Raw genomic sequence first — 22698 nt, 5'->3', positions numbered from 1 at the left:
TCATGCCTGTATGTCCTGTACAGAAAGCGCTGGCAGCTATCAAAAACAGAGTAGGGTCAGAGCTTGATCCAGTCGGAGGCGGGCAGCATCTTCTGCGCCTTCATGTCGGCCTTGTAGACGCGGCCCACGGGGATGGAGTTGCCGGTGATGGTCAGCGGCACGCCGATCAGCCCGCCGGTGTCGAAGTCCTTGAGACTGTTGAGCGCGGCCTTGAGGTTGGCGCCGGTGAGCGGCTTGTTGGCGTCCAGGCAGCGCTTGGCCGATTCGAGGAACAGCATGGCGGCCAGGAAGCCCTGCATGTAGGCCGTGCTCTGGTACTCCGGGCGCAGGGCGCGGATCTTTTCCAGCATGGGCGCCTTCTCGGTGTCGTAGTAGTAGCGGTAGGGCATCACGCCCATGAAGCCGTCGCCCGCCTCGCCCATCTTCATGACGGTGGAGCTGTCCATGGTCCAGAAGGTGCCCATCCACTTCGATTTCATGCCCTGCTGCTTGCCCTGGGTGATGAACTCGGGGATGGGCGCCAGGATGTAGCCGTGGAAGATGGTGTAGTCGGGCGCGGCGCGGCGCAGCTTGATGACCTCGGTGGACACGTCCACGCTGCCCGCGGGCGTCATGATCTTGATCGGCACCGACAGGCCGAGCTTCTTGGCCTCGGCCTCGCTCTTGTCGATCGGGTCGCGGCCGAATTCGGAGTCGGAGTACACGAAGGCCACCTTGGCGCCCGGCTTTTCCTTGGCGATGTGGCGCAGCAGGATGCTGAACATCTCCGTGTAGTCGGGGCCCACCAGGAACTGCTGGGGGTACTTCTTGGGGTCGTTGAGTTCGCTGGCGAAGGAGGCGCCGGCCATCAGGATGTTGCCGTTGCGCTCCAGCTCGGGGTTGATGGTCTTGGAAAAGCCCGTGGAGTCGCCGTAGTACAGATTCACCTTGTTCTGGCTGGTGATCTTCTTGAACGTGGCCACCGACACGTCGACCTTGTAGCCCGTGTCCTCGGGCACGTAGCGCACCTTGCGGCCCTTGATGCCGCCGGCGTCGTTGATGATCTTCACGTAGTCCTGCATGCCGGCGTTGATGCCCACGCCGGCGAAGGCGAACACGCCCGTCATGGGGATGGAGCCGCCGATGACGATCTCCTCGGCGCCCTGCGCCAGCACCGACAGCGGGTGCGTGAGCGCGGCGGCTCCGGCCATGGCGGCGGCGCCGCGCATGAGGCTGCGGCGCTGGTGCGAAATGCGTTGCTGTTCCATGTTTGTCTCCTTGGGTCGTTGTGATGTGCGGGAAGCGGTGGCCTGCGCGGACTCAATTACGGAAGGGCCACAGGTGGAAGAAGCGGCGGATGCGCCGCCACATTTCTGCGAGCCCCAGCGGCTCGAACACCAGAAAACCGATGATCAATGCGCCGAAGATCACCAGGCGCACGGGCGACAGGAACACCGCCAGCTCGCTGCCGCCGGGCAGCAGGTCGACGACGAGCTTGAGCAGCTCGGGCACCATGGTCATGAACACCGCGCCCAGGATGCCGCCCAGAATCGAGCCCATGCCGCCGACGATGATGGCCGCCAGGAAGAAGATGGACATGGACAGCGGAAAGCTCTCGGGCGTGACCACGCGGAAGAAGTAGGCCCACAGCCCCCCGGCGATGCCGGCGTAGAACGACGACAGGCCGAACGACAGCAGCTTGTAGCGCAAGAGCGGAATGCCCAGCACCTCGGCCGAGATGTCGCGGTCGCGGATGGCGATGAAGGCCCGGCCGATGCGCGTGCGAAACAGGTTGGCCGCGCCCAGCAGCATCAGTACCGTCACCGGCACGATCAGCCAGTACAGGCGAAACGACGTGTCCAGGTCGATGCCCAGCAGCTGCGCCGGCGGCAGCGACAGGCCGGCCGTGCCGCCCGTGATCTGGAAGTTGGCGAACAGGAAGTGCGCGATGAACGAGGCCGCGATGGTGGCGATCGCCAGGTACAGCCCCTTCACGCGCAGCGACGGAATGCCCACGATGATGCCGCCCAGCATGGCCACCACGCCCCCGGCCAGCAGGTTCAGCAGGAAGGGCGTGCCGTAGCGCGTCTGCAGGATGGCCACGGTGTACGCACCCAGGCCCATGAAGGCCGCCTGGCCCAGGCTCACCAGGCCGGTGTAGCCGGTGAGGATGTTCAGCCCCGTGGCGCTGGCCACGTTGATGGCCACCAGGCAGGCCAGGTAGAGCCAGTAGTCGCTGGCGACGAAGGGAAACAGCAGCAGCAGCGCGGCGGTGACGGCGAGCCAGGCATGCTGGGTGCGCGAGTCGAACAGCGCGGCGTCGGCGACGTAGGTTTCCTTGAGGGTTCCGATACGCATGGTGATGAGCCCTTAAAGACGTTCGATTTCGTGGGTGCCGAACAGGCCGTAGGGCCGCGCCATCAGGATGACGACCAGCACCACGAAGGTGGCCAGCAGCTTGTATTCGCCGCCCAGGTAGGCGCCGGCCAGGGCCTCGACCAGGCCGATGAGGATGCCGCCCACCAGCGCGCCGAGCACGCTGTCGAGCCCGCCGACGATGACCACCACCAGCACCGACAGGCCGAACACGCCCATGCTGGAGGACAGGCCGCCGATGGAGCCGACGATGATCCCGGAGATGGCCGCCAGCATGGCCGAGGCCACCCAGGCCAGCGAGAACACGCGCGGCACGTTGATGCCCACCGAGTACGCGGCCGCCTGGTCGCTGGCCGTGGCGCGCAGGGCCACGCCGCCGCGCCAGTAGCGGAACACCAGCAGCACGGCGGCGATGAACACGGCCGCGACCACCGCGCCCCAGGCCACCTTGGGCGCGAGGAAGGCATCGCCGATCATGATCGGGTCGCTGGGCATGAACTCGGGCAGGCGGCGCTGGTCGGCCGTCCAGATCATCTCCACCAGGCCGATGAGCACCGAGGACAGGCCCACGGTGACCATGAAGACGGAGATCGGCGGCTCGCCCAGCAGCGGGCGGATCATGGTGCGCTCGATCACCGCGCCCAGCAGGCCGCAGGCCAGCACGGCGGCCGGAATGGCCAGCCACAGCGGCAGCGACCACATGGCGGCGAAGGTGAAGAACAGGTAGCCGCCGGCCATGAGCATCTCGCCGATGGCGATGTTGACCACGCGCGTAGCCTTGTAGACCATGACGAAGGCCAGCGCGGCCAGCGCGTACAGGCCGCCGCTGGCGACGCCGGTGAGGCTGATCTCGAAGAGGTAGGCCCAATCCATCATGCTGCTGCTCCGGCAGGGGTGTTGACGCGGGCGGCCGCGCGCAGCTTGGCGCGCAGCTCATCGACGTTGCCCGAGCCCAGGTAGGCGCGGTTGACCTCGGGGTCGGCCTGCACCACGGCGGGCACGCCCTGGGAGATGACCTGGCCGAAGTTCAGCACCACCACGTGGTCCGACAGGTCCATGACCATGCCCATGTCGTGCTCCACCATCAGCACCGTCACGCCCCACTCGGCGCGCACGTCGAGGATGAAGCGCGCCATGTCTTCCGTCTCCTCGCGGTTCATGCCGGCCACGGGCTCGTCGAGCATCAAAATTTCCGGCTGCATGGCCAGCGCGCGCGCCATCTCCACGCGCTTTTGCAGGCCGTAGGACAGGGCCGAGACGGGCGCGTGGCGGATGTGGTCGATCTCGAGGAAGTCGATGATGCGCTCCTCGATGTCGCGGCGCAGCTCGGCCTCTTCGCGGCGCGCGCGGCCCATGTACAGCAGCGCGTCGAACACGTTGGTCTTGAGGTGCGCGTGGCGCCCGAGCTTGATGTTGTCCAGCACCGTCATGCCGCGAAACAGCGCGATGTTCTGGAAGCTGCGCCCCAGGCCCATCTTGGCGCGCTGCGGCGCGGGAACGCGGGTGATGTCCTGGCCCTTGAACCGGATGCTGCCGCCCGTGGGCCGGTAGAAGCCCGAGATGGTGTTGAACAGCGAGGTCTTGCCCGCGCCGTTGGGCCCGATCACGGCGGTGATGGAGCCCGGCTGCACGCTGAAGCTCACGCCCGACAGCGCCTTGACGCCGCCAAAGGCGAGCGTGACGCTGTCCACCTGCAGCAAGGGCGGGGCGCTGGGGGGCGCGCCGGAATGTGCGCCGCGCGCAAGCGTTGTCTCCATCGGATTCCTCTACGGGTTTGTTCGAACAGATGGTCGTCTACTTTTACGTAGACTTGTTACTTGAAAGTAGATTTTGGTGCAGCCGCGTTTTTGGAAAATCAGTACTTACCCGATGCACGAAGGAATTCCGTATGGGCACATCACGCACAGATCCGCAGACCGGCCTTCCCGCAAAGGCGGCCCGGCGCAGCCGCCGCGCCGAGGACCCGGCCTCGCCCTGGGCCAAGGCCCCCGAGCGCGAGCTGCAGCGCGAGGCCAAGCGCAACGCCGTGCTGTCCACGGCGGCGCAGATGTTCACCGAGCGCGGCTTTCATGCCACCTCGCTGGACGACATCGCCGCGCGCCTGCATGTCACCAAGCCCACGCTGTACTACTACGTGAAGAACAAGGACGAGATCCTGCTGGAGTGCGTGAAGAAGGGCCTGCACATGACGCTGGACGGCATCGAGGCCTCGCGCCAGGCCGGCGGCAACGTGGTGGACCAGCTGCGCGCCTGCATGCGGGTGTATGCCGACATCGTCACCCAGCCCTTCGGCATGTGCCTGATCCGCATCGGCGACGAGGAGGTGCCCGAGCCCAGCCGCACCGAGCTGCGCCGCATGAAGTCGGAGATCGACCAGGCGTTCCGCCGCCTGGTGGCGCAGGGCGTGCAGGAGGGCACGCTGGCGCCGTGCGACCCGAAGATGACGGCCTTCGTGATCGCCGGCGCCCTGAGCTGGATCGGCCGCTGGTACGAGCCCGACGGCGACTACAGCGCCGCGCAGGTGGCCGACCAGTGCATCGGCACGCTGCTCAACGGGGTCTTGAGGCACCCCGCCGCGCCTGCCGTGGCGCCCGCGAAGAGTCCTAAAAGGAGAGCGTCCAGCGCTTGATGGAAGGGCGGGTTGAAGTGTTTTCCCTTTGAGTCGCCCATGGAGAAAGCGCCAGCAGCTACCAAAATAAGAGCGACAGCGGGTCTGGAAAGCCCAGCCCGCGGTTGCGGCTACGCTGGCGGTTTCGCCCCTGCGGGCTTTTCGGGACTTCGACCATGCAATTCGGCTACACCATTCTTTACGTCGAGGACGTTGCGGCCACCGTGGCCTTCTACGAGGCGGCCTTCGGCCTGCGCCGGCGCTTCGTGCACGAGTCGGGCGACTTCGGCGAACTGGACACCGGCGCCACCGCGCTGGCGTTCTCGTCGCTGCGCCTGATGGCGGAGCTGGGCAAGAACCCGCAGCGCGTGGTGGCGGGCGCGCCGTGCTGCGAGATCGCCTTCACCACGGCGGATGTTGCGGCCGCCGTGGAGCGCGCGGTGCGCGCGGGCGCCGCCCTGGTGCAGCCGCCCGAGGCCATGCCCTGGGGCCAGACCGTGGCCTACGTGCACGACAACAACGGCTTTCTGGTGGAGTTGTGCACGCCCATGGGCGCGCCGCCGGCGCCATAGCCTGGCGCGTGCGTTCACCCCTGTGTTCGGGCGGCCAGATCGTCCAGGATGGGGCAGTCCGGCCGGTCGTCGCCGTGGCAGCAGCCGACCAGCGCCTGCAGGCTGCGCTGCATGGCCTGCATGGCGGCGATGCGTTCGCTCAGGTTGTCGATGTGTTTCTGCGCGATCTGCTTGACCTGGCTGCTGGCGCGGCGCTTGTCCTGCCACAGGCCGAGCAGGGTGGCGATCTCGTCCATGGAAAAGCCCAGGTCGCGCGCGCGGCGGATGAAGCGCAGGGTGTGCACGTCGGCCTCGGTGTACTGGCGGTAGCCGCTGTCCGTGCGGGCCACGCCGTTGAGCAGGCCCAGCGACTCGTAGTGCCGCACCATGCGCGCAGAAACGCCGGCGCGCTCGGCCGCCGTGCCGATGGGCACGGGCCGGCCCTGCGCGGCGGCGGGTGGCTGCCTCATGCGGCGACCTTGTAGCCCTCTTCCTGGATGGCGTTGGCCACCGCCTCGCGCGACTGGTCGCTTTCGACCACCACCTGGCCCGTGGCCAGGTCCACCTTGACGATGGCATCGGTATCGACCTGGCGCACGGCGTGCACCACGGCGCGCTCGCAGTGGCCGCAGGTCATTCCCTGAACTTGAAACGTGTATTGCATGATGGCCCTTTCGTGGCTGGACTGTGGATGAAGCGTGGGTCACCGGGTGACCGACAAGCGCATCATGAAGCCTGACATGGTGTCAAAGTCAAGCGCCGCGTGCCGGGTGGGCCGGGGCTTGACCTTGCCACCATGTCAGACCTTAAGTTACGCCCATCATCGATTTCAAGGTGCGTCTCATGACCTCTGCTTCCGTTTCTTCCGGCCTGGCCGATGCCCAGGGGGCGCTGGACCTGGGCATTTCCGGCATGACCTGCGCGAGCTGCGTGGGCCGCGTGGAGCGCGCCCTGCGCAAGGTGCCCGGCGTGCAGGACGCCACGGTGAACCTGGCGACCGAGCGCGCGCACATCGTCTTTGACGCCGCCACCGCCGCGGGCATGGATGCGCTGCTGCGCCGCGCCGTGCGCAACGCCGGCTACGAGCCGCGCTCGCTGGCCGAGCAGGAGGCGGGCGAGGCCGCCGAGCCGTCGCCCTGGGCGGGCTTCGGGCCCGTGGGCCTGGGCCTGCTGCTGTCGGCGCCGCTGGTGGTGCCCATGTTCGGCGATCTGTTCGGCAAGCACTGGATGCTGCCGGCCTGGGTGCAGTTCCTGCTGGCCACGCCGGTGCAGTTCATCCTGGGCGCGCGCTTCTACAAGGCGGGCTGGCATGCGGCCAAGGCCCTCACGGGCAACATGGACCTGCTGGTCGCCATCGGCACCACTGCGGGCTACGGCCTGTCGCTGTGGCTGTGGTTCACCGCCGAATCGGCCCATGGGCCGGGCCATGTGCCGCACCTGTACTTCGAGGCCTCGGCCGTGGTCATCACCCTGGTGCTGCTGGGCAAGTGGCTGGAGGCGCGCGCCAAGCGCCAGACCACGGCGGCTATCCGGGCGCTGCATGCACTGCGGCCCGAGGTGGCGCACCTGCTGGGCCGGGACGGCGAGGTGGATGTGCCCATCGCCGAGGTGATGGCCGGCGACCGCCTGGTGGTGCGCCCGGGCGAGCGCATTCCCGTGGACGGCACGCTGCTGGAGGGCCACACGCAGGTGGACGAGTCCATGCTGACCGGCGAGCCGCTGCCCGTGTCGCGCAGCGCCGACGGGCCCGCCGAGGCGGCGGTGCTCACGGGCGGCTCCATCAACGGCGACGGGCGCATCGTGATGCAGGTGCAGGCCGTGGGGGCCGAGACGGTGCTGGCACGCATCATCCGCCTGGTGGAGGACGCGCAGGCCGCCAAGGCGCCCATCCAGCGGCTGGTGGACCAGGTGTCGGCCATCTTCGTGCCGGTGGTGCTGCTGATCGCGCTGGCCACGCTGCTGGGTTGGCTGTGGGCCGGCGTGGGCCTGGAGACGGCGCTGATCCGCGCCGTGGCGGTGCTGGTGATCGCCTGCCCCTGCGCGCTGGGCCTGGCCACGCCGGCGGCCATCATGGCCGGCACGGGCGTGGCGGCGCGCCACGGCATCCTGATCAAGGACGCGCAGGCGCTGGAGCTGGCCCATCGCGTGGACACGGTGGCCTTCGACAAGACCGGCACGCTGACCGTGGGCCGCCCGCTGCTGACGGCGTTTCACGTGGAACCGGGCGCCGACGAGGCCGCCCTGCTGGCTGCCGTGGCCGGGGTGCAGAGCGGCAGTGAGCACCCGCTCGCAAGGGCCGTGGTCGGCGCCGCGCAGCAGCGCGGCCTGGCCGTGCCCGCGCCCGACGGTGTGCGCGCCGTGCCCGGCCGGGGCACCGAGGGCGAGGTGGGCGGCCGCAGCTACCTGGTGGGCAGCCTGCGCTGGATGCAGGAGCTGGGCGTGGATCTCGGCGCGCTGGCCGACCAGGCCGCGGCGCTGCAGGCCCAGGGCGCCACCGTGTCGGCCGTGGCGGAGCGCGTCACGAATGGCCTGGCGGCGCGTGCGTTGATGGCCTTTGGCGACGAGCCCAAGCCCGGCGCGCAGGAGGCGCTGGCCGCGCTGCGCGCCAAGGGCGTGCGCTGCGTGATGATTTCCGGCGACAACCGCGGCGCCGCCGAGGCCATGGCCCGCCGCCTGGGCCTGCGGCCCGAGGAGGGCGAGGTGCTGGCCGAGGTGCTGCCCGGCGACAAGGCCGCCGCCGTGAACGCCCTGCGGGCCGGCGGCCAGGTGGTGGCGATGGTGGGCGACGGCGTAAACGACGCGCCGGCCCTGGCCGCCGCCGACGTGGGCATGGCCATGGGCAACGGCACCGACGTGGCCATGCACGCCGCCGGCGTCACGCTGATGCGCGGCGACCCCAAGCTCGTGGCCGCGGCGCTGGACATCTCGCACCGCACGGTGGTCAAGATCCGGCAGAACCTGTTCTGGGCCTTTGCCTACAACGTGGCCGGCATTCCGCTGGCGGCCCTGGGCTATCTGAGCCCGGTGGTGGCCGGCGCCGCCATGGCCCTGAGCTCGGTCAGCGTGATGACCAACGCCCTGTTGCTCAAGCGCTGGCGGGGGTGATTGGGTGATGAACGTGACAGAAATCGGTGTTTTTGTCTGGCAAACTGCAACTTTTTGTTGCATATTGACGCGCGGCACCGGGTAGGTGCGGCTCAAGTCAAGGAAGGCAGTGATGAATATTTACGCACTCATGCGGGTCTTCACGATCCGCGTGCGCATGATCGGCGCCATCGCGGTGGTGTTGGGCCTGCTCGGCCTGCTGGGCGGCGCGGGCATGCTGGGCATGTTCCGCATCCATGGCCTGAGCCAGGATTTCATCGCCCAGCCGCATGCGGCCATGAAGCTGCTGGGGCAGTTGCGCGGCGAGATGGGCGAGATCCGCCAGCACGAGAAGGACATGATCATCCACTACGAGCGGCCCGAGTCGGTGCGCGCCGCGCATGCCCAGTGGCAGGCGGCCCTGGACCGCGCCAAGGCCGTGACGGATGGCTTCGGCCGCGTCTGGCAGGGCGGGGCGCTGGCCGACGTGCAGGGCGTGGCCCAGCACCTCGAGGCCTACCGCCAGCAGTTCGCCCATGTGGCCCGCCAGCTGGAGCAGGGCGGCTACGACACGGCCACCATCGCCAACCGCATGAGCGGCAGGGCCGTGGAGCAGTTCACGGTGGCCACCGAGAAGCTGGCCGCGCTGGACAAGCACCTGGCCCAGGAGGTGGACAGCGCCATCGCCCGCGCCGACGGCATCACCGACCAGACCAAGTGGCTGTTCGCCCTGGCGGTGCTGATCACGGTGGTGGTGGTGGTGCCGCTCACGCTGCTGAACATGGTGTCCATCTGCCGCCCGCTGGAGGCGGCGCGTGCGCTGGCGCAGTCGATTGCCGGCGGCAACCTGTCGCAGCGCATCCGCGTGGATGGCCGCGACGAGGTGGCGGACCTGCAGCGTGCGCTGCTGGACATGCAAAACGGCCTGGGCGCCCTGGTGGCGCAGGTGCGCGACGCCAGCGGCAACATCGCCACCGCCAGCCAGGAGATCGCCACGGGCAACCAGGACCTGTCGGCGCGTACCGAGCAGACGGCCAGCAACGCCCAGGAGGCCGTGGCCGCGCTGTCGCAGCTCACGGCCACGGTGCAGCAGACGGCGTCGTCCTCGCAGGTAGCCAACCAGCTCGTCACCTCGGCCTCGGGCATCGCCACGCGCGGCGGCCAGGTGGTGCAGCAGGCGGTGACCAGCATGCACGAGATATCGGCCTCCAGCCGCAAGATCGGCGACATCATCGGCCTGATCGACTCCATCGCCTTCCAGACCAACATCCTGGCGCTCAATGCTGCCGTGGAGGCCGCGCGCGCCGGTGAGCAGGGCCGCGGCTTTGCCGTGGTGGCCGGCGAGGTGCGCAGCCTGGCGCAGCGCAGCGCCGCGGCGGCCAGCGAGATCAAGGGCCTGATCAGCTCCAGCGTGACGGCCGTCGACGGCGGCGTGCGCCACGTGGAGGACGCGGGCCAGGCCATGCAGGAGATCGTGGCCAGCGTGCAGCGCGTGACGGACATCATCGGCGAGATCAACTCCGCCGCCACCGAGCAGGCCACGGGCATTGGTGCGGTCAACACCTCGGTGGGCGAGATCGACCGCATGACGCAGCAGAACGCGGCGCTGGTGGAGGAGTCCGCCGCGGCCGCCGAGTCGCTGCGCGAGCAGGCCGCGCGTCTGTCGCAGGTGGTGCAGCAGTTCCAGCTGGCGGATGGCCAGCAGGTCGCGGCGCTGCACCGCGCACCCGCACCGGCCCTGTTGGCCGAGCCGGCCCAGCCGCGCCGCCTGAGCGCCGCCTGACGCTCCTGAAGCGTCCGCGGCCCGGGGCCGTCCACCCGAACCCTATTTGCGCACCCTCGGGTGCGCTTTTTTTTGGGTCGGCCGAGCGGCGGTGCCCATGGGTGCGCAAATGCTATAAATATAATAGCTGTTTGCGCTTTGTGGGAGGGCGCTACAGCCCGTTTTGCCTTACACCGTGGCGTCGGCCAGCGTGGGGTAGTCGGTGTAGCCCTTGGCGCCGCCGCCGTAGAAGCTGGACTTGTCCCAGGCGTTCAGCGGGGCGTTGTCGCGCAGGCGCTCCACCAGGTCGGGGTTGGCGATGTAGGCCTTGCCGAAGGCCACCATGTCGGCGCGGCCGCTGGCCACGGCCTGCAGGGCCATGTCGCGGTCGTAGCCGTTGTTGACCATCCAGGCGCCGCGCCCGCCGGCGTTGCGGTAGGCGGCCTGGAAGGCGGCGTAGTCGAAGGGGCGGCCCTCGACCTCGCGCGGGCCGCCGGTGGCGCCCTCGATGACGTGGATGAAGGCCAGGGAGAGCGGCGCCAGCGCGCGCGCCAGGTGTTCGAACAGAGGCTGGGGGTCGCTGTCGTGGATGTCGTTGGCCGGCGTGACGGGCGACAGGCGCAGGCCGACACGGCCGCCGCCGATGGCGTCGGCCACGGCGCGGGTCACCTCCAGCATCAGCCGCGCGCGGTGGGCGATGCTGCCGCCGTAGGCGTCCTGGCGCTGGTTGGCGCCGTCCTTGAGGAACTGGTCCAGCAGGTAGCCGTTGGCGCCGTGGATCTCCACGCCGTCGAAGCCCGCCAGCATGGCATGGTGCGCGGCGTCGGCGTAGGCGCGGACGATGCCGGGCAGCTCCTCGGCCGCCAGGGCGCGCGGCGCCGAGGTGGGCACGAACTGGCCCTGATCCGTGGCCGGGTCCACCAGATAGGTCTTGGACTGGGCCGCAATGGCCGACGGCGCCACCGGCGCGGCGCCGCCCGGCTGCAGCGCGCTGTGCGAGACGCGGCCCACATGCCACAGCTGCGTGACGATCTTGCCGCCGCGCGCGTGCACGGCCTGGGTGACCTGGCGCCAGCCTTCGAGCTGCTGCGCTGCGTACAGACCGGGCACGTCGGAGTAGCCTTGGCCCTGGTGGCTGATGGCCGTGCCCTCGGTGATCAGCAGGCCGGCGCTGGCGCGCTGGGCGTAGTAGGTGGCGGTGATGTCGCCGGGCACGGCACCGGGCGAGCGGTTGCGCGTGAGCGGCGCCATGGCGATGCGGTTGGCCAGGCGCAGGTCACCGGCCTGAATGGGGTCGAACAAGGTGGTCATGCGAATGTGGAAATGGGGTGGCGGGGCCGGGCCTGCGCCCCCGCTGTTTCACATGAAACATGGGGCGCAGGGGCGGGGAGCCCGTTACTTGAGCAGGCCCTCGGCCCGCATGGCGGCCTGCACGGCGGGGCGGGCGGCAATGCGCTCGCGGTAGGCGGCCAGGTGCTTCAGGCCCGAGATGTCCAGGCCCACGAAGGGTGCCCAGTTGGTCACGGTGAACAGGTAGGCGTCGGCCACGCTGAAATGCTCGCCCAGCAGGTAGGGCTTGTCCGCCAGCTCGCCATCCACCCACTGCAGGCGCTCCATCAGGCGGGCGTGCAGCTGGGGCTTGTAGTCCTCGGGCGTGGCGGGCGCGAACAGGGGGCCGAAGTTCTTGTGCACCTCGGTGCCGATGAAGGTCAGCCATTCCTGCAGGCGGTAGCGCGCCATGGTGCCGTTGGCCGGGGCCAGGTTCTTGTGCGGCGCCTGGTCGGCCAGGTACTGCACGATGGCCGGGCCTTCGCGCAGGCGCGTGCCGTCGTCCAGCTCCAGCAGCGGCACGTAGCCCAGGGGGTTGATGCCGTAGTAGTCGGTGCCGTCCTGCAGCTTGTGGCTCTTGGTGCTGGCCAGCACGGGGGTGTAGGCCAGGCCGGCCTCGTGCAGCACGATGTGCGGGGACAGGGAACAGGCGCCGGGGGAGTAGTAGAGCTTCATGCCAAGTCGTCCTTTCGGAGGATGGGAGAGGGGCCGGAAATCGGCGGATGCGCTCTGCGCGCCCCGCCGCGGCTGGCGGGCGCAGGGTGCGTCCACCATGCTAGGCGCGGGCGTTGGCCTGCGCTGTCCAAGGGTTTTTGGGGGATGGGGGCCCGCGGCGGAGGCCGCCGGGCCGTTCATGCGCCGTCAGGAGGGCGCCGTGGCGCGCTCCATCCGGTCCAGCCAGTGCAGGGCCTGCGCGCGGCTGGTGCCGCACATGTCCGCGCTGGGCTGCAGCGAGGCGCACACCGCGGGGCGCTGGGGGTGGCCGAAGATGCGGCAGCGCTCGTCGTCGCCCAACTGTACGCAGCGCACGCCCGGCGGCTTGCCGTGCGGCATGCCGGGAATGGGGGAGCTGATGGAGGGCGCCGTGCAACAGGCGCCGCAGCCGGGGCGGCACTCCATTGCTATTAAATATATAGCTTATAGCGCTTGCTGCATAAGCGCTGAAGCCGGTTTTGGCTGTGTATTGTCAAGCCGCAGCATGCAGGCGCTGGGCGGCCCACAACACCTGGTCCACCACGCCGCGCACGCGTTCGCGCTGCTCCGTGTCCAGCAACCGGCCCTCGGCATCGAAGGCGCTGGCGGCGCGCGACAGCGCGAAGGCGCGCGGCGCCAGCCAGCATTCCAGGTTGATGAGCAGCGGCGCCAGATGGCTTTGCGAGCGCAGGCCGCCCAGGGCGCCGTTGGAGGCGCTGAGCATGCCCACCACCTTGCCGGCAAAGGGGCGCGAGCCGTCACCCCACACCGGGTGGCTCGCCACGGGGCTGGAGGCCCAGTCGATGGTGTTCTTGAGCAGGCCGGTGTAGCTGCCGTTGTATTCGGGCGAGCAGATCACCCAGGCGGGGTGCGCGTCCATGGCCTCCTTCAGGCGCAGCACGTCGGGCGGCGTGCCCGCGGCCTCCAGCTCGGCGTTGTACATGGGGATGTCGAAATCGGCCAGCTCCAGCAGGGTGACTTCGGCGCCGGCCTCGCGGGCCAGTTCTGCGGCCACGCGGGCCAGGCGGCGGTTGAAGGATTGTGGGCGGGTGCTGCCCGCGAAGACGAGAAGTTTCATGGCCGCGATTGGAGCACAGGGGGCGGGGTGTTTTCCTGCATCGTTCCACGTGAAACATCCCTGTGGCGCACCGTTCTGGCAAAGATGGGAAAATCATGGGTTCCCCGCGGGCCCGCAAGCCGGGCGCGAAGGGCGGGGCGGTGCCGGCGCCGTGATGCTGGATCTTGTTGATTGATAGGGCCGGCGGGCCCGGAGCACCCCACCATGTTGTACCCCCAGGAATTCGATGTCATCGTCGTCGGCGGCGGCCATGCCGGCACCGAGGCCGCCCTTGCCGCCGCGCGCATGGGCTGCAAAACCTTGCTGCTCACGCACAACATCGAGACCCTGGGCCAGATGAGCTGCAACCCCAGCATTGGCGGCATCGGCAAGGGGCATCTGGTGAAAGAGGTGGACGCGCTGGGCGGCGCCATGGCCCTGGCCACGGACGAGAGCGGCATCCAGTTCCGCATTCTCAACAGCAGCAAGGGCCCGGCCGTGCGCGCCACGCGCGCCCAGGCCGACCGCATTCTCTACAAGGCGGCCATCCGCCGCATGCTGGAGAACCAGCCCAACCTGTGGCTGTTTCAGCAGGCGGTGGACGACCTGATGGTGGAGGGCGACCGCGTGGTGGGCGCCGTCACGCAGGTGGGCATCCGTTTCCGGTCGCGCACCGTGGTGCTGACGGCCGGCACCTTCCTGGACGGCAAGATCCATGTGGGCCTGAACAACTACGCCGCCGGCCGCGCGGGCGACCCGCCGGCCGTGTCGTTGTCGGCCCGGCTCAAGGAGCTGAAGCTGCCGCAGGGGCGCCTGAAGACCGGCACGCCGCCGCGCATCGACGGGCGCAGCATCGACTTCTCGCAATGCGAGGAGCAGCCCGGCGACGGCATGCCCGGCGGCGTGAACGAGGGCGCGGTGCCCGTGTTCAGCTTCATGGCGCACGCGCAGGGCGGGGCCGCCATGCACCCGCGCCAGGTGCCGTGCTGGATCACCCACACGAACGCGCGCACGCACGAGATCATCCGCAGCGGCTTCGACCGCAGCCCCATGTTCACCGGCAAGATCGAGGGCGTGGGCCCGCGCTACTGCCCCAGCGTGGAGGACAAGATCAACCGCTTTGCCGACAAGGAAAGCCACCAGATCTTCCTGGAGCCCGAGGGCCTGACGACCCACGAGTTCTACCCCAACGGCATCAGCACCAGCCTGCCGTTCGACATTCAGTACGACCTGGTGCGCAGCATGCCGGGCCTGGAGAACGCGCATATCCTGCGCCCGGGCTATGCCATCGAGTACGACTACTTCGACCCGCGCTCGCTCAAGAGCAGCTTCGAGACGCGGCAGATCCAGGGCCTGTTCTTCGCGGGCCAGATCAACGGCACCACGGGCTACGAGGAAGCCGCGGCCCAGGGCCTGTTTGCCGGCCTGAATGCGGCCCTGCAGTGCAAGGGCGAGGCCGCCTGGCTGCCCGCGCGCGACGAGGCCTACCTGGGCGTGCTGGTGGACGACCTGGTGACCAAGGGCGTGACCGAGCCCTACCGCATGTTCACCAGCCGCGCCGAGTTCCGCCTGCAGCTGCGCGAGGACAACGCCGACATGCGTCTGACCGAGGTGGGGCGCCGCATGGGCCTGATCGACGACACCCGTTGGAACGCCTTCAGCCGCAAGCGCGATGCGGTTTCACGTGAAACAGAGCGCCTCAAGAGCACCTGGGTGAACCCGCGCATCCTGGCCGCCACCGAGGCCGAGCGCGTGCTGGGCAAGGCCATCGACCACGAGTACAACCTGTTCGACCTGCTGCGCCGCCCGGATGTGGGCTACGCGTCGCTCATGACGCTGGACGGCGGCAAGTACGCCAGCGGCGACGTGGCGCCGGAAACGCTGGGGGAGCTGAGCGCGTCCGTGATCGAGCAGGTGGAGATTGCCGCCAAGTATTCCGGCTACATCGACCGCCAGAAAGACGAGGTGCAGCGCGCCGCGCATTTCGAGAAGCTGCGCCTGCCCGAGGAGCTGGACTACATGCAGGTGGCGGCCCTGTCGATCGAGGTGCGCCAGACGCTGCAGCGGCACCGGCCCGAGACCCTGGGCCAGGCCTCGCGCATCTCGGGCGTGACGCCGGCTGCGATCTCGCTGCTGATGGTGCACCTGAAGAAGGGCGGCTTCAAGGGCTTCGCCGCCCAGCCGGCCGACGCCGCCAAGGTGCCGGCATGAGCGCGCCCCTGCCCACCACCTCGCTGGACGAGGCGCTGCGCAGCGGCGTGCAGGCCTTGGGCCTGGACCTGGGCGAGGCGCAGCTCACCCGGCTGCTGGACTTCATGGCGCTGCTGCAGAAGTGGAACAAGGTCTACAACCTCACGGCCGTGCGCGACCCGCAGGAGATGCTGACGCACCACCTGCTCGACAGCCTGGCGGCGGTGGCACCGCTGCGCCGCCACATCGCGGAGCAGGGCGGGGCGCTGGCGCAGCCGGTGCGTCTGCTGGACGTGGGTTCGGGCGGCGGATTGCCGGGTGTGGTGTTCGCCATCTGCTGCCCCGGGGTGGATGTGAGCTGCGTGGACACCGTGGCCAAGAAGGCCGCGTTCATCCAGCAGGCCGCCGCGGCCCTGGGGTTGCCCAACCTGCATGGCATTCACGCGCGGGTGGAGCAGCTCACGGGGCCGTTCGACGTGGTGAGCTGCCGCGCCTTTGCCTCGCTGCTGGACTTCACCACCTGGTCGCGCCAGGCGCTGGCGCCGCACGCCACTTGGCTGGCCATGAAGGGCAAGCACCCGCAGGACGAGATGGCGGCGCTGCCCGCAGACGTGCAGGTGTTTCACGTGGAACAGCTGACCGTGCCCGGGCTGGACGCGGAACGCTGCATCGTCTGGATGCGGCCCGTGGCGTAAACTCGGGCCTCCCCCTTCGCTAGCAGGCTCCCCATGTTCGGCATTGCTGACTACGGCGCGTTCGTCGCCGCCATCGTGTTGTTCCTGGCCATTCCCGGGCCGGGCAATCTGGCGCTCATCACCTCCACGGGCAAGGGCGGCATTCGCGGCGGCATGGCGGCGGGGCTGGGCGTGATCGCCGGTGACCAGGTGCTCATGTGGATGGCGGTGGCGGGCGTTGCCGGCCTGCTGGCGGCCTACCCCGCGGCCTTCCATGCCGTGCAATGGCTGGGCGCCGTCTACCTGGGCTGGATGGGCTACAAGATGCTCACCGCCAAGCCGGGCGATGCGCCGGTGCTGCACATCGCGCCGCGCCAGTACTTCCGCCAGGGGGCCATCATCACCCTGCTGAATCCCAAGGCCATCGTGTTCTACATGGCCTTCTTCCCGCTGTTCGTGAACCCCGCCACGCACCGTGGCCTGGTCACCTTCGCGGCCATGGCGGCCACCATCGCGGCACTCACGCTCCTGTACAGCCTGGCCGTGGTGCTGCTCACGCATTTTATGGCTGAGCGCATGCGCTCCAGCCCCACGGTGGTGCGCATGCTGGAAAAAACGGCGGGCGTCTTTCTCATCGGCTTCGGCGTCAAGCTGGCCATCTCCAAGTAATACCAGCGCATGGCCAAGATTTTCTGCATCGCCAACCAAAAGGGTGGCGTGGGCAAGACCACCACTTCCGTCAATCTCGCCGCGGGCCTGGCCAAGATCGGCCAGCGCGTGCTGCTCGTCGACCTGGACCCGCAGGGCAATGCCACCATGGGTTCGGGCGTGGACAAGCGCGCACTGGAACTCAGCGTGTACGACGTGCTGCTGGAATCCAGTTCGGTCAAGGAAGCCGCCGTGCTGTCCGAACCCTGCGGCTACCATGTGCTGGGGGCCAACCGCGAACTGGCCGGCGCCGAGGTGGAACTGGTGCCCCTGGAGCACCGCGAGCGCCGCCTGAAGGCCGCGCTGGCCGAGGTGGACAAGGACTACGACTTCGTCCTCATCGACTGCCCGCCCAGCCTGTCCATGCTCACGCTCAACGGCCTGTGCGGCGCACATGGCGTCATCGTGCCCATGCAGTGCGAGTACTTCGCGCTCGAAGGCCTCACGGACCTTGTCAACACCATCAAGCAGGTGCATGCCAACCTGAACAAGGACCTGCAGATCATCGGCCTGCTGCGCGTGATGTTCGACCCGCGCATCACCCTGCAAAGCCAGGTGAGCGAGCAGCTCAAGGACCATTTCGGTGACAAGGTGTTCGACACCGTGATCCCGCGCAACGTGCGCCTGGCCGAGGCGCCTAGCTACGGCCTGCCCGGCGTGGTGTTCGACCCGTCGGCCAAGGGCAGCCAGGCGTTCGTGGAGTTCGCCCGGGAAATGGTCGAGCGCATCAAGCGCATGTGAATTTAGTACATGTAAATTAAGCACATACGAGAGAGGCAAGGCTCTCGTATCGCAAACAATTGTCATTTTCCGGGGGGTCACACGGGGGCAATGGGCACTGGGCGGCCGGGGCCGCCTAGACTCGGGCGCGACGCAATCTGCGGTTACTGCAGTTGCACTTTTTCGCAGGGGCCCTCCGCACCGTTGCAATGGCTGGGCCTCGGCAATCTTCGGAAAGCCTTGCCATGCCAACTCGTCTTTTCAGCTCCCCGACCTCCCTGGGGATCGTGGGAGCCATCCCTCCGCCGCGGCGCGCCGTCCGTTCCAACCGCTGGGCGGCCGCACTGGCCGCGCCACTTCTGTGCTTTGCAGGCAGCGCCTGGGCGGCGCATGACCTGGTGCTGCAGCACACGGGGCCTTCCAACGCCGAGGTGACTTCCACCGCGACCTATACGGTCAACTTGGACAACACCCACCCCACCTGGAAAGACACAGCCACCGGGGTGACGCTGACATATACCTATGACACGGCGAATGCCAGCTTTGCAGGTCTCGCGCGTTTCACCAACGGCGGCGGTTCCTGTTCGGAGGGAACGCCGGGCACAGTCCAGTGCACTCTGAACGATATCCCCTATGGCGTCAGCAGCCTGAAGGTGGAGTTCGACCTCTACATCCACGGTGCAGCCCTGGCCTCCAACTACGTCAGCGGCGTGGCCATCAACCCGAATGCCACGGTCGCCAGTGCCGATGACCGTGTGTCGGGCAACGAATCGGAGACGGTGAACACCACCATCGCTGCGGGTACCGACCTGGGCGTGGCGCTGACGAGCACTCCCGCAGACGGCGGAAGCCTCGTCACAGGCGGTCTCTGGACGCACGACATTCTGGTGACGAACAACGGGCCGCTAGATACCACCAATGCCAAGGTCACGCTGGTGCCGCCAAGCGCTGGCATGCGCTGGGTCGCGTCGACATTGCCCGCCGGCTGCGTGATGGCGGCCCCCAATGTGGAATGCACCGTGCCCGGTGCATTCGCCAAGGGCGCCACGTATCCTTTCAATGGCTTGCAGGCGCAGGCCACGGGTGGGGGCGGCTCCTCGCTGGTGGTCGTGGCCAGCGTCACCTCGGCTCTGCCTGACAACAAGGCCGACAACAACGACGACAACTCGTCCGTCAACGTGACGCCGGGTACCGATCTGGCACTGAAGCTTGGCGCGAGCACGGGCACCATCCTGGCGGGCAATCCGTCCACGATCACCGTGACGCCGACCTATACCGGCGACGTGCCCAGCAACCCCCGTTTCACCATCACCATTCCGTCCACGCTCACCGTGAACACGGCGGCACCGCCCACGGCGAGCGGCTGGAGCGGCTGTTCCTGGAGCGGCAGCACGACGCTGACCTGCCTGACCTGGACCGGCACGGGCGTGCCCGGCGCGGACCAGGCGATGGGCTCGGTGTCCTTCCCCGTCACGGGGCCGGCGGGCACATACAACATCACGGGCAGCGTCACCAGTGACTCGAACGAGGCCAACACGGCCAACAATGACGCGACTGTGCCCGTGCAGTTCGCCACGCCCACGGTGAACGTGACCATTGGCAAGAGCGGTCCCGTCTCGCCCTACAACAAATTCACCCAGGGGGCGACCATCCAGTACCGGGTCACCCTTACCAACCCCAGCAGCAGCAACATCGGTTACTGGGGCGATCTGGAGTTCACCGAAAGTGCGCCTGCAGGGCTGACCATCACGGGTATCGCCCCTCCGGCGGGAGCGGCCGGCACGGGCTGGGCTTGCACGGCATCGGGTTGCAAAAAGAGCTACACACAGGCCGATCCCCTGCCCCGCGACACCAGCTTGGAGTTCACGGTCACCGCGACGGTCAACGACAACACGGGTACGTCCTTGGTCAACCAGGTATGCCGTGCCGCCTTCACCCACCCGCTGGTGGGTACCCCGAATAGCCAGGTGTGCGCCAGCGCCGGCGAGGTCACTGGCAATCCGCCTGGCCCTGGTACCGACCTGGCAGCCGCCAAGGCGGTCATCACCCCCGCCGCCGACATCAAGGCGGGCGAGTGGCTCGCGTATGAAATCACGGCGTCCAATCTGGGTACCAACCCGGCGGCCAATGCCAGTGTGACGGACACGCTGAACAATCTGGCCACCGGCATCGGCTCGCCCGCCGCCAGTTTCGAGATCACCGCCATCCCCGCGGGCTGGACCTGCAGCAATGGCGCCGCGCCCCTGGCCGTCAACGGCACGGTGAATGCGGCAACCGTCAACCTGTCTTGCACGACCGCCAGTTTCGCGGCTGGTAGCACGGCCAAGGTCGCCTTCCGCATTCGCCCGCTGGGCAGCACCAGCAATGGCAATGACCGTCGCCGTGACAATACGGCGGCGATCTCGTCCGACACGCAGGAACCGAACTTCTCCAACAACACGGCAACCGTTACGTCGCAAGTCAAGGCCAGAACCGACTTCACCATCGCCAAGGCGGTTTCCAACGGCTGGGACGGCTCGCCCCCGGGCTCCACGCCGGGCAAGACCGGCACCGAACTGCAGTACACGATCACCGTGACCAATGACGGTGCGACCTCCGGCGCCAACAATGTCGTCGTCACCGACGTACTGCCGGAAAACGTGACCTATCTGGGCATCCAGGGCTCCAGTCTGCCCACCTGCACGGGCGTGGCCGCCAATGCCACCACCACCAGCGCCGCCAAGACGCTGACCTGTCAGTGGAGCAGCTTCCCCAGCTCCGGCGACCGTTCCTTCATCGTGCGCATTCGCCCCAACCATGAGTGGCAGGGCAAGACGCTGACGAACGACGTGTATGTGAACGTCGACGCGGGTACGACCACGCCCAAGGCCGGCACGACCGAGGAAACGAACTACGCCAACAACCACGCCCAGGCGTCGGCTTCGGCTGGCGAGGCGGATATCGACCTGCAGGTCGCCAAGCGCGACACCACCGACCCGGTCATGGTGGGTACCAACGTCGACTACGAGGTGACCATCATCAACAACGGTCCCTCGGTGGCAACCAATGCCAGCATCTACGACTATCTGCCGATCAAGGGCTTCACTTGGGTGGGCAACGTCCGCTTCTTCCATGTGACGGCGGGCGGTGCTCGCGGCGCCGAGATTCTGGCTCCGGAGCAGGCGACGCTGGGCATGAGCTGCTCCAAGCAGCCCACGGCTGGCGCGTATGCCACGGGCGGCGAGGACAAGACCCAGCCTAACAAGCTCAACTGGCTGTGGCCCATGAACGTGACGGGCGATACGTCCACCAACCCCAACTACGTCAACGGTCAGTGGGATGCGCGCATCGCCACCGAGGCCGACATCATCTGCAACATGGGCACCCTGTCCAGCAGCGGCAAACGCATGCTGGTCTATACCCTGCATGCCGAAGAGCGAGGCGTGTACATGAACCATGCCATCGTGCGTTCGCAGGAACACATCGACCGCAAGGCCCAGAACTTTGCCGATGCCGTGTGGAACAACGACGCCATCCAGCACCGCACCACCGTGCGCTCCGTGCCGGACGTGGCCCTGGACAAGCAGGTGAGCCAGCCTGCCGTGTCGCTGCGCGAGCCGTTCACCTACACGATCACCGTGACCAACAAGCTCACGGCAGAACCTGCCCATGCGCCCCAGGTGCGCGACATGCTGCCGGCCAACATGGAGCTGACAGGCGCTCCCTCGCTGACCGCGGGTGCGGCCGACCTGACGGGCGGCGCCTTCGCCTGCAATGCGCCTCCCACGGCACCCGCAGTCCCTCCGGCCGTCGGTGCCGCCAGCAAGGCCGGTGACACGGCCTTCGTCTGCACGCTCGGCACGGGCGTGAAGCCGGGCGCCGCGGTGACCATCACGGTGCCGGTGCGCGTCACCGGTGGCGGTGCGACCACGCTGACGAACAAGGCGGCGCTGCACCTGGATACCGACCTGGAGTTCGACAGCGAGCCGCCTCCGGTGGTGGAAGACGACGTGCCCGTGAACGTGGTGGTGTCCAGCATTGCCGGCAACGTCTATCACGATGTCAACGACAACGGTGTGTGGAATGCCGGCGAGGCGCCGATCAGCGGCGTGACGATCACGCTGACCGGCACGGACGCCTACAACAACCCTGTTTCGTTGACGACGACGACGGTCGGAGGGGCGTACAAGTTCGACGACCTGGCACCCGGCAACTACACGGTGACCGAGACCCACCCCAACACCTGGATGGATGGCAAGGACACCGTGGGTGTGTTCGGTCCGGCCCCGGGCAGCGGTACCGCCGGCAACGACGTGATCAGCACCATCGCACTGCCTGCCGATACGCATGGCACGCAGTACAACTTCGGCGAGCTCAAGCAGTTGCCGCCCGGGCAGACCACGGCCAGCATTTCGGGCTACGTCTACCACGACGCCAACAACGACGGCGTGAAGGATGCCGCTGAAGCGCCCATCAGCGGCGTGACGATCACGCTGACGGGCAGCAACGGCGACGTGCGCACGGCCACGACCGATGGCAGCGGCTTCTACCGGTTCACAGGCCTGGAGCCGGGGGCGACCTACACGGTGGTGGAAACGCAGCCCAGCGTCTGGGCCGACGGCAAGGACACCGCGGGTACGGTGTTCACCGACAACGGTGGCGGCGCCAATGACCGGTTCCAGGTGGTTCCCGGCAGCGGGCAGGATGGCCTGAACTGGAACTTCGGAGAGCGCCGCAATAATCCGACCAGCCCGGCCGCCATCCCCACTCTCTCTGAGTGGGGCCTGATCCTCATGTCCCTGCTGCTGGCGGCGTTCGCCCTGCGCCGCATGCCGCTGCAAGCCGGCCGTCGCTAAGCGCCGCTACGCGCCAGCCTGAGAGCATCGCCGCCGTGCGCCCCGCCAGGGTGCACGGCGGCGATGTGCTTTGGGGCAGGAGGCTTGGGGCAAAATACGGGGGGATAAGGGTCAAATGGGCCGCTACCGCCC

19 protein-coding genes are annotated in these 22698 nt (G+C 68.2%); 9 read left to right on the top strand and 10 right to left on the bottom strand.

Features of this window, described 5'->3' with window-relative positions:
- Positions 1-56 precede the first annotated feature (56 nt).
- Genes BP68_RS10860 through BP68_RS10845 form a run of 4 tightly spaced genes read right to left on the bottom strand, consistent with a single transcriptional unit; the run spans position 57 to position 4112 of the window.
- Entirely contained in the window at positions 57-1247 is a 1191-nt protein-coding gene (locus BP68_RS10860; protein WP_496371551.1) for an ABC transporter substrate-binding protein, read from the bottom strand.
- A gap of 52 nt (positions 1248-1299) precedes the next feature.
- Complete coding sequence (locus BP68_RS10855) at positions 1300-2337, bottom strand: branched-chain amino acid ABC transporter permease (RefSeq protein ID WP_496371549.1); 1038 nt, start codon at positions 2335-2337, stop codon at positions 1300-1302.
- A gap of 12 nt (positions 2338-2349) precedes the next feature.
- A complete protein-coding gene (locus BP68_RS10850) occupies positions 2350-3231 on the bottom strand; it encodes a branched-chain amino acid ABC transporter permease (protein WP_496371547.1) in 882 nt (293 codons plus the stop codon).
- On the bottom strand, positions 3228-4112 hold the full coding sequence (locus BP68_RS10845) for an ABC transporter ATP-binding protein (protein WP_496371545.1): 885 nt from the start codon (positions 4110-4112) through the stop codon (positions 3228-3230). Before BP68_RS10845 ends, BP68_RS10850 begins: the two co-directional genes overlap by 4 nt.
- 131 nt (positions 4113-4243) lie before the next feature.
- Here BP68_RS10845 and BP68_RS10840 point away from each other — a divergent pair, with 131 nt between their 5' ends.
- Positions 4244-4984 (top strand): TetR/AcrR family transcriptional regulator, encoded by a 741-nt coding sequence (locus BP68_RS10840; RefSeq protein WP_496371543.1) that lies wholly within the window; start codon positions 4244-4246, stop codon positions 4982-4984.
- A 155-nt stretch (positions 4985-5139) separates the two neighbouring features.
- Entirely contained in the window at positions 5140-5535 is a 396-nt protein-coding gene (locus BP68_RS10835) for a VOC family protein (RefSeq protein ID WP_496371541.1), read from the top strand.
- 14 nt (positions 5536-5549) lie between these two features.
- On the opposite strand, the gene cueR is transcribed toward BP68_RS10835, so the two are convergent.
- Together cueR and BP68_RS10825 are read right to left on the bottom strand one after the other, a co-directional pair.
- Positions 5550-5984 carry a Cu(I)-responsive transcriptional regulator gene (cueR, locus tag BP68_RS10830; RefSeq protein ID WP_496371539.1) on the bottom strand — a complete coding sequence of 145 codons (435 nt, stop codon included), beginning with the start codon at positions 5982-5984 and terminating at the stop codon, positions 5550-5552.
- A complete protein-coding gene (locus BP68_RS10825; RefSeq protein WP_496371537.1) occupies positions 5981-6178 on the bottom strand; it encodes a heavy-metal-associated domain-containing protein in 198 nt (65 codons plus the stop codon). The genes cueR and BP68_RS10825 overlap by 4 nt, the downstream gene beginning before the upstream one ends.
- A 179-nt stretch (positions 6179-6357) precedes the next feature.
- On the opposite strand from BP68_RS10825, the gene BP68_RS10820 reads away from it, so the two are divergent.
- Together BP68_RS10820 and BP68_RS10815 are read left to right on the top strand one after the other, a co-directional pair.
- Positions 6358-8619: a heavy metal translocating P-type ATPase gene (locus BP68_RS10820; RefSeq protein ID WP_496371535.1), complete on the top strand. Its 2262-nt coding sequence runs from the start codon at positions 6358-6360 to the stop codon at positions 8617-8619.
- A gap of 112 nt (positions 8620-8731) precedes the next feature.
- A complete protein-coding gene (locus tag BP68_RS10815; RefSeq protein WP_496371533.1) occupies positions 8732-10381 on the top strand; it encodes a methyl-accepting chemotaxis protein in 1650 nt (549 codons plus the stop codon).
- Between the two features lie 168 nt (positions 10382-10549).
- Here BP68_RS10815 and BP68_RS10810 read toward each other — a convergent pair whose 3' ends face one another.
- From BP68_RS10810 to BP68_RS10795, 4 genes are all read right to left on the bottom strand, one after another.
- Complete coding sequence (locus BP68_RS10810; RefSeq protein ID WP_496371531.1) at positions 10550-11671, bottom strand: alkene reductase; 1122 nt, start codon at positions 11669-11671, stop codon at positions 10550-10552.
- 84 nt (positions 11672-11755) lie between these two features.
- A complete protein-coding gene (gene gstA / locus BP68_RS10805; protein WP_496371529.1) occupies positions 11756-12364 on the bottom strand; it encodes a glutathione transferase GstA in 609 nt (202 codons plus the stop codon).
- A 186-nt stretch (positions 12365-12550) separates the two neighbouring features.
- Positions 12551-12808 carry a YkgJ family cysteine cluster protein gene (locus BP68_RS10800; RefSeq protein WP_496371527.1) on the bottom strand — a complete coding sequence of 86 codons (258 nt, stop codon included), beginning with the start codon at positions 12806-12808 and terminating at the stop codon, positions 12551-12553.
- Between the two features lie 67 nt (positions 12809-12875).
- A complete protein-coding gene (locus BP68_RS10795; protein WP_496371525.1) occupies positions 12876-13460 on the bottom strand; it encodes an NADPH-dependent FMN reductase in 585 nt (194 codons plus the stop codon).
- 204 nt (positions 13461-13664) lie between these two features.
- On the opposite strand from BP68_RS10795, the gene mnmG reads away from it, so the two are divergent.
- The 5 genes from mnmG to BP68_RS10770 all read left to right on the top strand — a co-directional run bounded on the left by mnmG (position 13665) and on the right by BP68_RS10770 (position 22566).
- A complete protein-coding gene (gene mnmG / locus BP68_RS10790; RefSeq protein WP_496371523.1) occupies positions 13665-15650 on the top strand; it encodes a tRNA uridine-5-carboxymethylaminomethyl(34) synthesis enzyme MnmG in 1986 nt (661 codons plus the stop codon).
- Positions 15647-16324 (top strand): 16S rRNA (guanine(527)-N(7))-methyltransferase RsmG, encoded by a 678-nt coding sequence (gene rsmG, locus BP68_RS10785; protein WP_496371521.1) that lies wholly within the window; start codon positions 15647-15649, stop codon positions 16322-16324. The genes mnmG and rsmG overlap by 4 nt, the downstream gene beginning before the upstream one ends.
- Before the next feature lie 33 nt (positions 16325-16357).
- On the top strand, positions 16358-16972 hold the full coding sequence (locus BP68_RS10780) for a LysE family translocator (protein ID WP_496371519.1): 615 nt from the start codon (positions 16358-16360) through the stop codon (positions 16970-16972).
- Positions 16973-16981: 9 nt separating this feature from the next.
- Complete coding sequence (locus tag BP68_RS10775) at positions 16982-17752, top strand: ParA family protein (protein WP_496371517.1); 771 nt, start codon at positions 16982-16984, stop codon at positions 17750-17752.
- A gap of 224 nt (positions 17753-17976) precedes the next feature.
- Entirely contained in the window at positions 17977-22566 is a 4590-nt protein-coding gene (locus BP68_RS10770) for an IPTL-CTERM sorting domain-containing protein (RefSeq protein WP_496371515.1), read from the top strand.
- Positions 22567-22698: the final 132 nt, after the last annotated feature.

It is taken from the genome of Diaphorobacter oryzae DSM 22780 (assembly GCF_059568935.1).
Note: the sequence above shows the minus strand (reverse complement) of the source record. Positions and strands in the feature narration are given on the sequence as shown.

Bases quoted from the DNA above. Each gene is read 5' to 3' on its own strand.
- BP68_RS10795 (WP_496371525.1), bottom strand. From the start codon at position 13,460: ATGAAACTTCTCGTCTTCGCGGGCAGCACCCGCCCACAATCCTTCAAC.
- BP68_RS10850 (WP_496371547.1), bottom strand. From the start codon at position 3,231: ATGATGGATTGGGCCTACCTCTTCGAGATCAGCCTCACCGGCGTCGCC.
- BP68_RS10855 (WP_496371549.1), bottom strand. From the start codon at position 2,337: ATGCGTATCGGAACCCTCAAGGAAACCTACGTCGCCGACGCCGCGCTG.
- BP68_RS10835 (WP_496371541.1), top strand. From the start codon at position 5,140: ATGCAATTCGGCTACACCATTCTTTACGTCGAGGACGTTGCGGCCACC.
- BP68_RS10860 (WP_496371551.1), bottom strand. From the start codon at position 1,247: ATGGAACAGCAACGCATTTCGCACCAGCGCCGCAGCCTCATGCGCGGC.
- rsmG (WP_496371521.1), top strand. From the start codon at position 15,647: ATGAGCGCGCCCCTGCCCACCACCTCGCTGGACGAGGCGCTGCGCAGC.
- BP68_RS10780 (WP_496371519.1), top strand. From the start codon at position 16,358: ATGTTCGGCATTGCTGACTACGGCGCGTTCGTCGCCGCCATCGTGTTG.
- gstA (WP_496371529.1), bottom strand. From the start codon at position 12,364: ATGAAGCTCTACTACTCCCCCGGCGCCTGTTCCCTGTCCCCGCACATC.
- BP68_RS10775 (WP_496371517.1), top strand. From the start codon at position 16,982: ATGGCCAAGATTTTCTGCATCGCCAACCAAAAGGGTGGCGTGGGCAAG.
- BP68_RS10810 (WP_496371531.1), bottom strand. From the start codon at position 11,671: ATGACCACCTTGTTCGACCCCATTCAGGCCGGTGACCTGCGCCTGGCC.
- BP68_RS10815 (WP_496371533.1), top strand. From the start codon at position 8,732: ATGAATATTTACGCACTCATGCGGGTCTTCACGATCCGCGTGCGCATG.
- BP68_RS10840 (WP_496371543.1), top strand. From the start codon at position 4,244: ATGGGCACATCACGCACAGATCCGCAGACCGGCCTTCCCGCAAAGGCG.
- BP68_RS10820 (WP_496371535.1), top strand. From the start codon at position 6,358: ATGACCTCTGCTTCCGTTTCTTCCGGCCTGGCCGATGCCCAGGGGGCG.
- BP68_RS10825 (WP_496371537.1), bottom strand. From the start codon at position 6,178: ATGCAATACACGTTTCAAGTTCAGGGAATGACCTGCGGCCACTGCGAG.
- BP68_RS10770 (WP_496371515.1), top strand. From the start codon at position 17,977: ATGCCAACTCGTCTTTTCAGCTCCCCGACCTCCCTGGGGATCGTGGGA.
- cueR (WP_496371539.1), bottom strand. From the start codon at position 5,984: ATGAGGCAGCCACCCGCCGCCGCGCAGGGCCGGCCCGTGCCCATCGGC.
- BP68_RS10845 (WP_496371545.1), bottom strand. From the start codon at position 4,112: ATGGAGACAACGCTTGCGCGCGGCGCACATTCCGGCGCGCCCCCCAGC.
- mnmG (WP_496371523.1), top strand. From the start codon at position 13,665: ATGTTGTACCCCCAGGAATTCGATGTCATCGTCGTCGGCGGCGGCCAT.
- BP68_RS10800 (WP_496371527.1), bottom strand. From the start codon at position 12,808: ATGGAGTGCCGCCCCGGCTGCGGCGCCTGTTGCACGGCGCCCTCCATC.